The sequence below is a fragment of the Gordonia phosphorivorans genome (genome assembly GCF_042432625.1).
GTDB classification, from domain to species: Bacteria; Actinomycetota; Actinomycetes; order Mycobacteriales; family Mycobacteriaceae; genus Gordonia; species Gordonia phosphorivorans.
Genome location: NZ_JBHLWV010000016.1, coordinates 253,139 through 265,409 on the forward strand (window position 1 = coordinate 253,139; position 12,271 = coordinate 265,409).

Here is a 12,271-nt window from a genome sequence, read left to right on the forward strand (position 1 = left end):
CTCTCTTACGGAACTTGTCAGACGTCGTTGCCGGCGTTCGCGGCATCCAGGAAGGCGGGCTTCTCGCCGCCGCCGTGCACGGTCAGCGTGGAGCCGGTGATGAACTCCGCCATCGGCGAGAGCAGGAAGGCCACCGCATTACCGATGTCGGCCGGCTGCGCGAGACGACCCATCGGAATCGTGCGCCCCACCGCGGCGATGCCCTCGTCGTCGCCGTAGTGCAGGTGGGAGGCCTCGGTCTGCACCGGGCCGGCCACCACCGAATTGATGCGCACCGCGGGTGCCCACTCCACCGCCAGCGAGGTGGTCAGATTGTCCAAGCCGGCCTTGGCGGCGCCGTACGCGGCCGTCCCCGGCGAGGGGCGGTGCCCGCTGACGCTGGAGACGTTGACGATCGCTCCGCCGCCGGGCTGGGCCGCCATCACCGCGTGCGCGGCCCGCGCGACGGTCATCGGCGCCAGCAGATTGAGGCCGATGATCTTGGCGGTGTAGTTGTCCGAGGCGTCTGCGGCCAGCGCGAAGGGCGAACCGCCGGCGTTGTTCACCACGCCGTCGAGCCGTCCGTGACGGCCGACGATCTCGGCGATCATCGCGGCGACCGCGTCGGAATCGCGCACATCGCACGGCAGGAACTCGAAATCGGCATCGCCCGGGCGTCGCGCACACACGACCGGATGCGCGCCGAGATCGGTGAGCACCTGGGCGATTCCCGCGCCGACTCCCCGCACACCACCTGTGACCAGGACGATTTTGCCAGCGAGGCCGAGTTGGGCCCCGTGCACAGCTTCTGTCATGGTGCTACCCTACCAAACAACCAAGCATTTGCTTGGTGACCGTATGGAGCCCCGGAAGGAGCCCTCGAGTGCCGATCAGCACCGCCCGTCACGAGGACGGCATCGTCGTCGTCAATGCCGACTACCCCCCGGTCAACGCCCTGCCCAGTGCCGCCTGGTTTGAGCTTGCCGACACGATCCTCGCCGCCGGCGCCGACCCGGAAACCCGCGTCGTGATCCTCACCGCGTCCGGCCGCGGCTTCAACGCCGGTGTCGACATCAAGGAGATGCAGGCCACCGAGGGCTTCGACGCCCTGGTCAACGCCAACCTGGGCTGCGCGGCGGCCTTCTCCGCCGTGTACGACTGCGCCGTCCCGGTGATCTCCGCCGTGCAGGGCTTCTGCGTCGGCGGCGGCATCGGCCTGGTGGGCAACTCCGACGTCATCGTGGCCGCCGAGGGCTCGGTCTTCGGCCTCCCCGAGGTCGATCGCGGCGCACTCGGCGCGGCCACCCACCTGGCCCGCCTGGTGCCCACGCACATGATGCGGACGCTGTACTTCACCGCGCAGAACATCAGCGCCGAGCAGCTCGAGCACTTCGGGTCGGTGTACCGCGTGGTGCCCGCCGACCAGCTGCTCGACGCCGCCCTGGAGGTGGCACGCAAGATCGCCACCAAGGACACCCGAGTGATCCGCGCGGCCAAGGCCGCGATCAACAACATCGACCCGGTCGATGTGAAGAAGAGCTACCTGCTGGAACAGCGGTACACGTACGAACTGAACCTGGCCGGAGTGGCCGACGAGCACCGTGACGCCTACGTGGAAACGGGCAAGCCGAAGGGAGAGCGCTGACCATGGCGCGGGATAAGACGAGTTCGTTCGATGAGGTCATCGGCGATCTGGAAGACGGAATGACCATCGGCTTCGGCGGCTGGGGCGGTCGGCGCAAGCCGATGGCCCTGGTGCGCGCCCTGGCCCGGTCGGATCTGAAGGATCTGACCGTGGTGGCCTACGGCGGCGCCGACATCGGCCTGCTGTGCGCGGCAGGCAAGGTCAAGCGCGCCTACTACGGCTTCGTGTCGCTGGACTCGGCGCCGTTCTACGATCCGTGGTTCGCCAAGGCCCGCACCACCGGCACCATCGAATCGCGCGAGATGGACGAGGGCATGATCAAGTGCGGCCTGGAGGCCGCCGCCGCCCGCCTGCCGTTCCTGCCGATCCGCGCCGGCCTCGGCTCGGACGTGACCGCGTTCTGGGAGGGTGAACTCAAGACCATCGAGTCGCCGTACCCGGACGCCGACGGCCGCACCCAGACCCTGACCGCCATGCCGGCGCTCAAGCTCGACGCCGCCTTCGTGCACCTGGACATCGCTGACGTCCACGGCAACGCCGCCTACACCGGCATCGACCCGTACTTCGACGACCTGTACCTGGCCGCTGCGCAGCGCCGCTACGTCGAGGTCGATCAGTTGGTCAGCACCGCCGAGCTGGTCGACGCCGTCCCGCGGGAACGGTTGATCGTCAACCGGATGAATGTCGACCGCGTGGTGCACGCCCCCAACGGCGCGCACTTCACCTTCGCCGGCGGCTACGACCGCGACGAGGCCTTCCAGAAGTTCTACGTCGCCTCTGCGGGCGACCCGGAGACCTGGGCCGCCTTCCAGCAACGGTTCCTCGACGTCGACGAGGCCACCTACCAGAACGAAGTGACCGCGTGGCACGCGGAACAGGAGGAAGCTCGATGAGCGCGACCACCCCGATCGAGACCGACGCCACCCTGGCCGAATACTGCGTCACCGCCTGCGCGGACATCTTCACCGGCGCCGGCGAGATCATGGCCTCCCCCATGTCTACGATGTCGCTGCTCGGCGCCCGTCTGGCCCGCCTGACCACCGAGCAGGATCTGCTGATCACCGACGGCAACGCGCTGATCCTGGCCGACACCCCGCCCGTCGGCAAGGTCGGCCCCGTCGAGGGCTGGATGCCCTTCCGTCGCGTCTTCGACGTAGTGGCCTCCGGGCGTCGCCACGTGGTGATGGGCGCCAACCAGATCGACCGGTACGGCAACCAGAACCTGTCGGCCTTCGGCCCGCTGCAGCAGCCGACCCGCCAGATGTTCGGTGTGCGCGGCGCCCCGGGCAACACCATCAACCACGCGACCAGCTACTGGGTGCCCAAGCACAGCAGCCGGGTGTTCACCGAGACCGTCGACATCGTCTGCGGTGTCGGCTTCGACAAGGTGGATCCGGACAACCCGGCGTTCGACGACGTGAACATCCACCGGGTGGTCTCCAACCTGGGCGTCTTCGACTTCGGCGGCCCCGGCCACACCATGCGCGCGCTGTCACTGCACCCGGGTGTCACCGCTGAGCAGGTCGCCGAGAACACCGGCTTCCCGGTCGCCGATCTCGACACTGCCCCGGTCACCGCCGCACCGACCGCCGAGCAGCTCAAGATCATCCGCGAGGATCTGGACCCCCGCTCCTTCCGTGACCGCGAGGTCCGCGCATGAAGGCAGCCCCGCTCTCCACCCGTTTCACCGAGCTGGTCGGCGTCGAGTATCCGATCGTCCAGACCGGCATGGGCTGGGTCTCCGGACCGTCGCTGACCGCGGCGACCGCGAACGCGGGCGGCCTGGGCATCCTGGCGTCGGCCACGATGACCTACGCCGAGCTCGAGGCGGCGATCCTCAAGACCAAGTCGCTCACCAACCGGCCGTTCGGCGTGAACCTGCGCGCCGACGCGACGGACGCTCCCGAGCGGGTCGATCTGATGATCCGCGAGGGCGTGAAGGTGGCCTCGTTCGCCCTGGCGCCCAAGCCGGAGCTGATCGCCAAGCTCAAGGACGTCGGCTCGGTGGTGGTCCCGTCGATCGGCGCGGCCAAGCACGCGGTGAAGGTGGCCTCGTGGGGCGCCGACGCGGTGATCGTGCAGGGCGGCGAGGGCGGCGGACACACCGGTCCGGTGGCCACCTCCCTGCTGCTGCCGTCGGTGATCGACGCCCTCGGCGGCCAGAACGGCCCCACGTCGATCCCGGTGATCGCTGCGGGCGGCTTCTTCGACGGCCGCGGCCTGGTGGCCGCGCTGGCCTACGGCGCCGACGGCATCGCGATGGGGACCCGCTTCCTGCTGACCTCGGATTCGGCGGTGCCGGAGAGCGTCAAGCAGGAGTACCTCAAGCGGGGCCTGCAGGACACCGTGGTGTCGGTGAAGGTCGACGGCATGCCGCACCGGGTGCTGCGCACCGAGCTGGTGGCCGCGCTGGAAAGCGGTTCCCGCGCCAAGGCCCTGGTGGCGGCGGCGCGCAATGCCAACGAGTTCAAGCAGCTGACCGGCATGCGCTGGACCACCATGCTGCGCGACGGCCGCACCATGAAGCAGTCCGGTGACCGCACCTGGCAGCAGATCATCATGGCCGGCAACACCCCGATGCTGCTCAAGGCCGGCCTGGTCGACGGCAACACCGAGGCCGGCGTGCTGGCCTCCGGTCAGGTGGTCGGCATGATCGACGACCTGCCCAGCTGCGACGAGCTGATCCAGTCGGTGATGACGCAGGCGCACGAGCGCCTCGGCATGCTCTCCCGCCTGGCCTGATCGCCGCGCACCGCACGACCACGACCGCCCCCGTTCCGGTTTCCCGGTACGGGGGCGGTCGCGCTGTGTCGATTGACTATTCGGAGTCGCGCACGCCCTGGCTGTCGCGGACCCGCCCGCCGGCACAGAAGGTGTTGACGATCGCCCACGACCGGTCGTTCTCGACGAGCTGCTTCTTGTTCAGCTGCTTGCCGATCTCGACCACCACCTCCTTCTGCTCGTTCGGGGTGAGGCCCTTGTAGGTGTCGCAGCTCATCGTCATCGCCTTGGCGGCGACCCCGCTCGGAGCCGACGACGGCGCGGCGGAGGCGGCCGACGACGGCGAGGGCGTCGAGGTCTTGGTCGAGGGCTCGGTGGACCGGTCCGTCGACGGCGCCGATCTGTCCGGGGCCGCCGAGTCCGGGGCCGCCGAGGTCGCCTCGGGCGCCACGGAGTAGTCCGCCGAGCCGCGGACCGCCGAGCCGTCGACCGAACAGCCGGCCAGCAGCAGCGCTGAACTCATCGCCGCCGCACTCCACACCGCTGGTGTCCGTCGCCGCACGCCTTCGCCTCCACACTCGATCCGCTCGAGCACTCGAGCACCCCCGAATTCTACCGACGGCGCCGGATGTATCACGGGCCCGGCTCGGTAGGCTCCGCATCGTGGACCTCCCCTCGCACCAACGCTCCCCCGACGTCACCGACCCCGGTTCGGCGGCAGCGGATGCCGCCGACCGGCTACTCCTCGACGAGGCGGCCGAGGTCATCGCCGCCACCCCGCCCGGGCAGCTGGTCGTGATCGACGACGTCGACGGTGCGCTCACCCTCGGCGCCGCCGACCTCGGAGCGCAGGGGATCCGCGTCCACCAGGACCTGATCACCGGCGAGCGTGCCCTCGCCGCCGGCGCCGAGGCCCGCGGCCGCACCGACCGCTTCACGTCGCTGCCGCTGGGCCCAGAGCTGTTCGCCGGGGCCACCACCGTCCTGCTGCGGCTGCCGCGGTCGGTCGATCGGCTCGCCGAGGTGGCCGGTCTGATCGCCGCCTTCGCCGATCCGGGCGTCACGCTGATCGCCGCGGGCCGGATCAAGCACATGTCGGTGTCGATGAACGACGTCCTGCGCACCGTCTTCGACCGGGTCGACGTCAGTCACGCCCGCCAGAAGTCGCGCGTGCTCACCTCGACCGGGGCCCGCCCGAGTGCTGCGCGTGCCACGCTCGGCGACTGGCCGCGCACCGCCGATCATCCCGACATCGGGCTGCGGGTGGCCGCCTACGGCGGCGTCTTCGCCGGCACCAAGGTCGACATCGGCACGCGGTTCCTGCTGGAGAATCTGAAGCGACTGCCGAAAACCGCCACCGCGGTGGACCTCGGCTGCGGCACCGGCCTGGTGGCCTCCGCACTCGCGACGGCGGACCCCGAGCTGCGGGTACTGGCCGTGGACCGCTCAGCGGCGGCCGTCGACTCGGCCGTCGCGACCGCGGCCGCCAATCACGTGAGCGACCGCGTCGAGGTGGTGCGGGCCGACGGTCTGGAAACGCTGGCCGACGGCAGCGCCGAGCTGGTGCTGCTCAATCCGCCGTTCCACAACGACGCTGCGGTGTCGACGGCGATCGCCCGGCACCTGTTCGCCGAGGCCGCACGGGCCCTGACTCAGGGCGGCGAACTGTGGTGCGTGTGGAACTCGCACCTGCAGTACCGCCCGGCGTTGGAGAAGATCGTCGGCTCCACCCGGCAGGTCGCCCGGAACAACAAGTTCACCGTCACCTCCTCCCGCCGCCGCTGACACCCTCGGTCTGGGTGAACCCTCCCGAATTGGGTTCGCCCCGTCGTTCTAGAACGACGGGGCGAACCGATATCGGGGTGTGGAACCCAGACCGATGGTGCGGGGCTAGGGGGTGGTCTCGCGCAGCTTGAAGCGCTGGATCTTGCCGCTCGGGGTCTTGGGCAGCTCGTCGACGAAGTGCACGGTGCGGGGGTAGGCGTGGGCCGCGAAGCCCTCCTTGACCAGCACCTGCAGTTCGTTCTCGAGGGCATCGTCGCCGACGACGCCCGGCGCCAGCACGCAGAAGGCCTCCAGCACCTCGCCGCGCAGCTGGTCGGGGCGGCCCACCACGGCCACGTCGACCACCGACGGGTGAGTGATCAGCACGCTCTCCACGTCGAACGGTCCGATGCGGTAGCCGGCCATGATGATCACATCGTCGTCGCGCGCGGTGAAGTAGAAGCGGCCGTCGTCCTCGCGCCGGCCGGCGTCTGCGGTGAGGTACCAGCCGGTGCGATCGGGTCCGGTGAAGCGCGCGGCCGTCTTGTCCGGCGCGTCGAGGTACCCGGTGAACCACAGCAACGGGCTCGCGGAGGTGTCGATGGCGATCTCGCCACGCTCGATGCCACAGGTGAAGCCGGGCATGGCGAAGCCCATCGAGCCGGGCACCACCGGCTCGCGCAGCGCGTCGTTCCAGTGGTTGTTGATGAACATGCCGTGCTCGGTCTGGCCGTAGTGGTCACGGACCTCGCAACCGAGGGCCTCGACCGCCCAGGACACGACGTCGGGTGTCAGCGGCTCACCGGCCGACGAGGCGCGGCGCAGCGAGAACCCGGTGATCGCCGGATCGTTGGACAGACTGCGGTACACGGTCGGCGCGGCCGCCAGGTTGCTCACGCCGAGCTCGCCGAGAACCTTGACGAACGTCGCCGGCGAGAAGCCCGCGTGCAGCAGCAGATTGCGCTGGCCGGCGGCCATCGGGCCGAGCACGCCGTAGTAGAGGCCGTAGGCCCAGCCCGGGTCGGCGGCATTCCAGTAGACGTCGTCGTCGGAGACGTCGAGCCCGAACTGCATGTAGGCGTGGAAGGCCGCCAGCGCGCGCACCGGCACCGGCACCCCCTTCGGATTACCCGTGGTGCCGCTGGTGAACAGCAGCACCAGCGTGCCGTCACCGCCCACCGCGACCGATTCCTCGAGCGGACTGCTGTCGGCGAGGAGCGCGTCGAACTCCGGACCGGCGACGAGCTGGTCGACACCCTCGATGCCCTTGACCTTGTCCACCTGGCTGGGCTCGGTGATGACCAACTTGGCCGCTCCACCGGTCAGCCGCATCTCGATCGCGGGGCTGGCGAAGGCGGTGAACAGCGGAATGTAGATCGCACCGAGGCGAGCGATCGCCAGCAGGGACACCACCAGCTCCACGCGCTTGCCCATCAGGACGCCGACGGTGTCGCCGCGGCCGATCCCCCGCGCCGCGAGCGCGGTGGCCAGGCGGCGTGACTGATCCGCCAACTGCCCGAAGGTGATGTCCGTGGTCGCCAACTCGCCGTCGGCCCCCACTTCGATCTGGGTGAAGGCCACCCGGTCCGCGGGATGGCGGTCCACCAGGAGGTACGCGGCGTCGGCATCGGGTGCGTCGTAGACCGCGAGCCAGTCGTCGATCTGGGTGCTGATTGCTGCGGGGAGTTCGCTCATGCGGCCAGTATGCGCGTCGCACGGCAGCTACGGGCGAGTAGCAGAAAACTTCAGTGAATTGTGATTAACCGAATACTCAGGGGCGCGGGAGGATCCCGTCGAGCACCACCGACAGGTACTGATCGGCCACCAGATCCACGGGCTTGTTCCCGCCGGGGCGGTACCACCGCACCGCCACCCAGACGGTGTCGCGCAGGAACCGGTACACCAGATCCACGTCGAGGTCGGCACGGAACTCACCGTCGTCGACGCCCCGGCGCAGCACCGATTCCCAGAGCTGCCGGAACTCCACATTGCGTTCGCCGATGTACCCGAACCGCTCCTGCCCGGCCAGCTGACGCGCCTCGTTCTGGTAGATCGCCACGGCCGTGTGTCGGGCATCGATCGACTCGAACGAGGCGATCACCAGCTGGCGCAAGGTCTGCGCCGCACTGAGCCCGGAGTCGGCGATGGCACGGTAGCGCGCGAAGAGCTCATCGAGGAAGCCGCGCAGCAGCTCGTCGACCATCGACTCCTTCGAGTCGAAGTGGTGATAGAGACTGCCCGAGAGAATCCCCGCAGCATCGGCGATGTCCCGCACCGTGGTCGACCGCAGACCTCGATCGGCGAACAGCTCGCCGGCGATGCCCAGCAATTCGTCGCGACGCGACCCTCCGGTGGCCGTCTTTCCCGCCATGGGCGCACCTCCCTCTCCCCGCCACCCTACCAAGTGCTTGCTTGGCACTGCACTGCTGTCGACACCGCCCGGGCCCGCACAGCACGGTGCCCCGGCGAGTGACACTCACCGGGGCACCGCGAAGTCGCTCCGCCGATCAGCCGCGCGCGGACTTGCGCGAGGCGCGACCGTTGAGGAACTTCCAGAACTTCATCTGCGCGTTGGTCATCCGGACATCACTCTTGCCGAAGGGCGCCGCCATGACCTCGGCGAACTTGATCGGCATGGACGACACGGTCACCGCGCGGGGATGACTGAAGGTCTGGAAACCGAACTCGCCGTGGTAGTTGCCCATCCCCGAACGACCGACGCCACCGAAGGGCAGACCGCCGGAGACCAGGTGCAGACCGAAGTCGTTGCCGCTGATCGATCCACTGCGCGTGTGGTCGGCCACGTACGCGAGGTTCTCGTTGTCCTTGCCGACCCAGTACAGGGTCAGCGGATGACCGGCCGAGTTGATCTTGTTGACCGCCTCGGACAGTTCGCGGTACGGGTAGACGGTCAGCACCGGACCGAAGACCTCGTCCTCTTCGATCTTCATCCCGGCCTTGACGTCGGTCAGCAGCGTCGGAGCGATCTTGCGCTTGTCGGCGCTAGGCAGCTGCTCGCCGGCCGGTGCCACCTGATGCTTGGTGGCGCCGAGCTCGACCGCGTCGTCGATCAGGCCGACGATGCGCTGGAAGTTCTTGTCGTTGATGGTCGAGGTGTACTGCGGGTTCTCGACGATCGTCGGGTAGTTCGCGGTCCACCGCGCGAGCACCTTCTCGGTGAACTCGCCGACCTTGCTTTCCGGCACGAAGACGTAGTCCGGGCACAGGCACACCTGGCCGCCGTTGATCATGCGGGCGTCGGCCAGGAAGTTGGCCGCCTCGGTGATGTCGGTGTCCGGGTCGACCACCGCCGGGTTCTTGCCGCCGAGCTCCAGGGTGACCGGGGTCAGGCGCTTGGCCGCCTCCTGCGCCACCGAGGCACCGACCTCGGGGGAACCGGTGAAGAACATGTGATCCACGTCGAGCTTGGCGAAGTCCGAGCCGCCGCCGTGCTTGCTGGTGATCACCGCGAGCTCGTCGACGTTGAAGTAGTCCGGGGCCAGGCGCGCGATCAGGTCGGTGGTGGTGCCGGTGATCGACGACGGGCGCATCAGTACCCGGTTGCCCGCGGCGAAGGCCGAGCCCGCGGGCACGAAGGTCAGGTTCAGCGGGAAGTTCCACGGCCCCATCACGCCGACCACGCCGAGGGGGTCGCGACGCAGGCGCTGCTTGAAGCCGAGCACGCCCTGCAGCTTGGCGACGTTGGTCTCGGCCATCCAGTCGGCGACGTGGCGACGCTGGTGCGTCAGATCGATCATCGTGCCGGCGATGTCCGCAGCCACCGACAGCTCGCGGGGGCGGGTGCCGAAGTCCTCGTTGAGCGCCTCGCAGATGGCCTTCTCGTTGTCGAGCAGCAGCTGCCCGAGGCGGTTGATCCGGTCGACGCGGGTGCGCACGTCGGGAATGCCGTCACGCAGGAACGCGGCCTTCTGAATCTCGAGCAGTTCGGTCATGGTGTGCGCTTCGGAGGACACCTTGTCCCCGGCGCGCACGGTTGCTTCTGCAGGCTTGGTCATTCGACCCTCCACGTTTCCCCGTGATTGTTGACAAGACACTGGGACAAAACAGCGCCTTCGTCTCTCATGTTACCGCAGCCATGAACCAGATCACATAAGTGCGGTTACGCGCAGTGGGCACCGGGCGTTGTGCCTGGTCACAGGATCCCGGTGAGCGCGGGCGGCAGCGTGGCCACCCCGTCGATCGCCGCGCGGACCGCGGCGGCCACCACCGGCAACTGATCGGCGTCGCCGCGATGGCTGAGGAACCAGTCCGCCTGCCGGGGCGGGTCCAGCAGCAGGAAGCGCCGCCCACGCGCCTGCTCATAGGCCACCGATTCCAGGGCGAACAGCACCGCCCGCCCGTCGGCCACCAGGTCGGTGCCGGCCACCGCCCCGAAGGCCGTGGACCGGGTCCACTGCGGCTCCAGGCCCTCCAGCTCGAACCATCGCTGCACCGTGCGATCCCAGGAACTCAGACCGCGGTCGATCGAGACCACCGGGAAGTCGGCGAGCTCGGCGAAGGACACGGCGCCGGCGTCGGCCAGCGGATGGTCGGCCGACACCACCGCGCCCACCGTCTCCGAGCGCAGCCGGACCGACGAGATCCCGGGGCCGATCACGCGCGGGCCGATCGCCAGGTCCAGATCCCCGGCCAGCAGCGCGGGACCCACGCTCTCCCAGGGCGCCGTCAACTGCTCGACGGGCACCGCGACCGTGCCGCGGATCGCGGCGGTCGCCGCGCGCGCCACCTGCAGGGACTGCTCGGTCACGTGCACGCGCAGGCGCCGGGACTCCCCCGCCAACCGGGTGTCGCTTAGCGCGGTGCGCACGTCACCGAGGATCGCCTCGGCGCGTTCGGCCAGCACCGCGCCGGCCGGCGTCGGCTCCACCTTGCGGCTGGTGCGCAGGAACAGCACCACGCCCAGACGTCGTTCGATCCGCGAGATCGCCTGGCTCAACGCCGGCTGCGCCATGGGGATCGCCGCCGCCGCCCGGGTGAAGCTCAGCTCTCGCGCGAGCACCGCCACATAATGCAGCTCCGCGAGCGACACATCTATCACCTCACCATGATAGATCGCCGCCGAACAAGTATTGGCCGACCGCTGCGACGCCGGGCGATACTTGGCCAAACACGTCAAGGAGGATCGATGCGAATCGGCATCACACTGGAGATGCGCAAGTCACCCCATCGGGACCAGGCCTGGCCCGAGCTGTGGGAGGACTGCCTGTGGTTCTTCGAGCAGGCCGAACGGCTGGGTTTCGACTCGCTGCTGGTGCAAGAGCATTTCTTCACCGACGACGGCTACGGCCCGTCGATGCCGATCTTCCTCGGCGCCCTCGCCGAGCGCACCACCACCGCGCGGATCGGCTCCTACATCTATGTGGCCCCGCTGCATCACCCGCTGGCGTTGGCCCAGGAGACCGCGGTGCTCGATCAGCTGTCCGGAGGCCGCCTGGATGTCGGCGTCGGCATCGGCCACCGCGTCGCCGAGTACGCGGCCTTCGGCTACAACCCGAAGACGCGCCCGTCGCGGATGGAGGAATCGCTGGACCTGTTGAAGGCCGCCTGGACGGGAGAACCCGTCCACTACTCCGGCAAGTACTTCCAGATCGACGGTCTGCAGGTGCAGCCGACCCCGGTGCAGCAGCCGCATCCGCCGCTGTGGGTGGCCGCCACCACCGTGCCGGCGGCCGAGCGGGCCGGTCGGCACGGCGCCAACCTGGCCGGGGCCAGCGTGGACCCGGAGGTCCACGCGGCCTACCAGGATGCGCTGGAGGCGGCCGGTCACGGCCGGCACAGCACCCGCGTGTCCAACCCGTGGAGCATCACGGTGACCGACGAGAACCCGGATGCGGTGTGGGAACGCAACAAGGACCACTACCACTACCGGTGGGACTACTACCGCAAGATCCGCACCGAGTTCGGCGACCCGGACCTGGACTACGGTCTGGAGCCCTCCCCGGAGGCCTACCGGGCCAACGAGCTGATCGGCGACGCCGACACCGTGCTGTCCACGCTGCGCCCGTACGTCGAATCGTTGGGCCTGACCGACATCGTGCTGTTCGGCCCGCACCCGGGCATCGACCTGCGCACCCAGGGTCTGGAGTCGCTGGAGAAGTTCGCCGCCGAAGTCCTGCCCACTCTGAAGGAGTGGTGAGCAGC

Annotated in this window: 12 protein-coding genes; 6 read left to right on the forward strand and 6 right to left on the reverse strand. The window is 69.2% G+C overall.

Going from position 1 to position 12,271, the window contains the following annotated elements:
* Positions 1-17: 17 nt before the first annotated feature.
* Positions 18-794 (reverse strand): SDR family oxidoreductase, encoded by a 777-nt coding sequence (locus ACFFJD_RS07300; protein ID WP_382362618.1) that lies wholly within the window; start codon positions 792-794, stop codon positions 18-20.
* 68 nt (positions 795-862) lie between these two features.
* Here ACFFJD_RS07300 and ACFFJD_RS07305 point away from each other — a divergent pair, with 68 nt between their 5' ends.
* From ACFFJD_RS07305 to ACFFJD_RS07320, 4 genes are read left to right on the forward strand one after another with little or no spacing between them, the layout of a single operon-like run.
* Complete coding sequence (locus ACFFJD_RS07305) at positions 863-1,624, forward strand: enoyl-CoA hydratase family protein (protein WP_382362620.1); 762 nt, start codon at positions 863-865, stop codon at positions 1,622-1,624.
* A gap of 2 nt (positions 1,625-1,626) precedes the next feature.
* Complete coding sequence (locus ACFFJD_RS07310) at positions 1,627-2,517, forward strand: CoA transferase subunit A (RefSeq protein ID WP_382362622.1); 891 nt, start codon at positions 1,627-1,629, stop codon at positions 2,515-2,517.
* Positions 2,514-3,284: a CoA-transferase subunit beta gene (locus tag ACFFJD_RS07315; RefSeq protein ID WP_382362624.1), complete on the forward strand. Its 771-nt coding sequence runs from the start codon at positions 2,514-2,516 to the stop codon at positions 3,282-3,284. The genes ACFFJD_RS07310 and ACFFJD_RS07315 overlap by 4 nt, the downstream gene beginning before the upstream one ends.
* Positions 3,281-4,366 (forward strand): NAD(P)H-dependent flavin oxidoreductase, encoded by a 1,086-nt coding sequence (locus tag ACFFJD_RS07320; RefSeq protein WP_382362626.1) that lies wholly within the window; start codon positions 3,281-3,283, stop codon positions 4,364-4,366. Before ACFFJD_RS07315 ends, ACFFJD_RS07320 begins: the two co-directional genes overlap by 4 nt.
* A 76-nt stretch (positions 4,367-4,442) precedes the next feature.
* Here the strand turns inward: ACFFJD_RS07320 and ACFFJD_RS07325 are convergent, their stop codons facing one another.
* On the reverse strand, positions 4,443-4,868 hold the full coding sequence (locus tag ACFFJD_RS07325) for a hypothetical protein (RefSeq protein WP_382362628.1): 426 nt from the start codon (positions 4,866-4,868) through the stop codon (positions 4,443-4,445).
* Positions 4,869-5,008: 140 nt separating this feature from the next.
* On the opposite strand from ACFFJD_RS07325, the gene ACFFJD_RS07330 reads away from it, so the two are divergent.
* The gene (locus ACFFJD_RS07330; protein ID WP_382362630.1) at positions 5,009-6,130 is read left to right on the forward strand and encodes a class I SAM-dependent methyltransferase; all 1,122 of its coding nucleotides are present in this window, start codon (positions 5,009-5,011) and stop codon (positions 6,128-6,130) included.
* Positions 6,131-6,235: 105 nt separating this feature from the next.
* Here the strand turns inward: ACFFJD_RS07330 and ACFFJD_RS07335 are convergent, their stop codons facing one another.
* The 4 genes from ACFFJD_RS07335 to ACFFJD_RS07350 all read right to left on the reverse strand — a co-directional run bounded on the left by ACFFJD_RS07335 (position 6,236) and on the right by ACFFJD_RS07350 (position 11,168).
* Complete coding sequence (locus tag ACFFJD_RS07335) at positions 6,236-7,804, reverse strand: AMP-binding protein (RefSeq protein WP_382362632.1); 1,569 nt, start codon at positions 7,802-7,804, stop codon at positions 6,236-6,238.
* A 76-nt stretch (positions 7,805-7,880) separates the two neighbouring features.
* A complete protein-coding gene (locus ACFFJD_RS07340; protein WP_382362634.1) occupies positions 7,881-8,480 on the reverse strand; it encodes a TetR/AcrR family transcriptional regulator in 600 nt (199 codons plus the stop codon).
* Positions 8,481-8,616: 136 nt separating this feature from the next.
* A complete protein-coding gene (locus ACFFJD_RS07345) occupies positions 8,617-10,125 on the reverse strand; it encodes an aldehyde dehydrogenase family protein (protein WP_382362636.1) in 1,509 nt (502 codons plus the stop codon).
* A gap of 137 nt (positions 10,126-10,262) precedes the next feature.
* Positions 10,263-11,168 carry a LysR family transcriptional regulator gene (locus ACFFJD_RS07350; RefSeq protein ID WP_382362638.1) on the reverse strand — a complete coding sequence of 302 codons (906 nt, stop codon included), beginning with the start codon at positions 11,166-11,168 and terminating at the stop codon, positions 10,263-10,265.
* 87 nt (positions 11,169-11,255) lie between these two features.
* On the opposite strand from ACFFJD_RS07350, the gene ACFFJD_RS07355 reads away from it, so the two are divergent.
* A complete protein-coding gene (locus ACFFJD_RS07355; protein ID WP_382362640.1) occupies positions 11,256-12,266 on the forward strand; it encodes an LLM class flavin-dependent oxidoreductase in 1,011 nt (336 codons plus the stop codon).
* Positions 12,267-12,271: the final 5 nt, after the last annotated feature.

Excerpts from the sequence above, each read along its gene's own strand:
- ACFFJD_RS07325 (WP_382362628.1), bottom strand. The coding sequence starts at position 4,868 with ATGAGTTCAGCGCTGCTGCTGGCCGGCTGTTCGGTCGACGGCTCGGCG.
- ACFFJD_RS07315 (WP_382362624.1), top strand. The coding sequence starts at position 2,514 with ATGAGCGCGACCACCCCGATCGAGACCGACGCCACCCTGGCCGAATAC.
- ACFFJD_RS07335 (WP_382362632.1), bottom strand. The coding sequence starts at position 7,804 with ATGAGCGAACTCCCCGCAGCAATCAGCACCCAGATCGACGACTGGCTC.
- ACFFJD_RS07300 (WP_382362618.1), bottom strand. The coding sequence starts at position 794 with ATGACAGAAGCTGTGCACGGGGCCCAACTCGGCCTCGCTGGCAAAATC.
- ACFFJD_RS07345 (WP_382362636.1), bottom strand. The coding sequence starts at position 10,125 with ATGACCAAGCCTGCAGAAGCAACCGTGCGCGCCGGGGACAAGGTGTCC.
- ACFFJD_RS07340 (WP_382362634.1), bottom strand. The coding sequence starts at position 8,480 with ATGGCGGGAAAGACGGCCACCGGAGGGTCGCGTCGCGACGAATTGCTG.
- ACFFJD_RS07310 (WP_382362622.1), top strand. The coding sequence starts at position 1,627 with ATGGCGCGGGATAAGACGAGTTCGTTCGATGAGGTCATCGGCGATCTG.
- ACFFJD_RS07355 (WP_382362640.1), top strand. The coding sequence starts at position 11,256 with ATGCGAATCGGCATCACACTGGAGATGCGCAAGTCACCCCATCGGGAC.
- ACFFJD_RS07320 (WP_382362626.1), top strand. The coding sequence starts at position 3,281 with ATGAAGGCAGCCCCGCTCTCCACCCGTTTCACCGAGCTGGTCGGCGTC.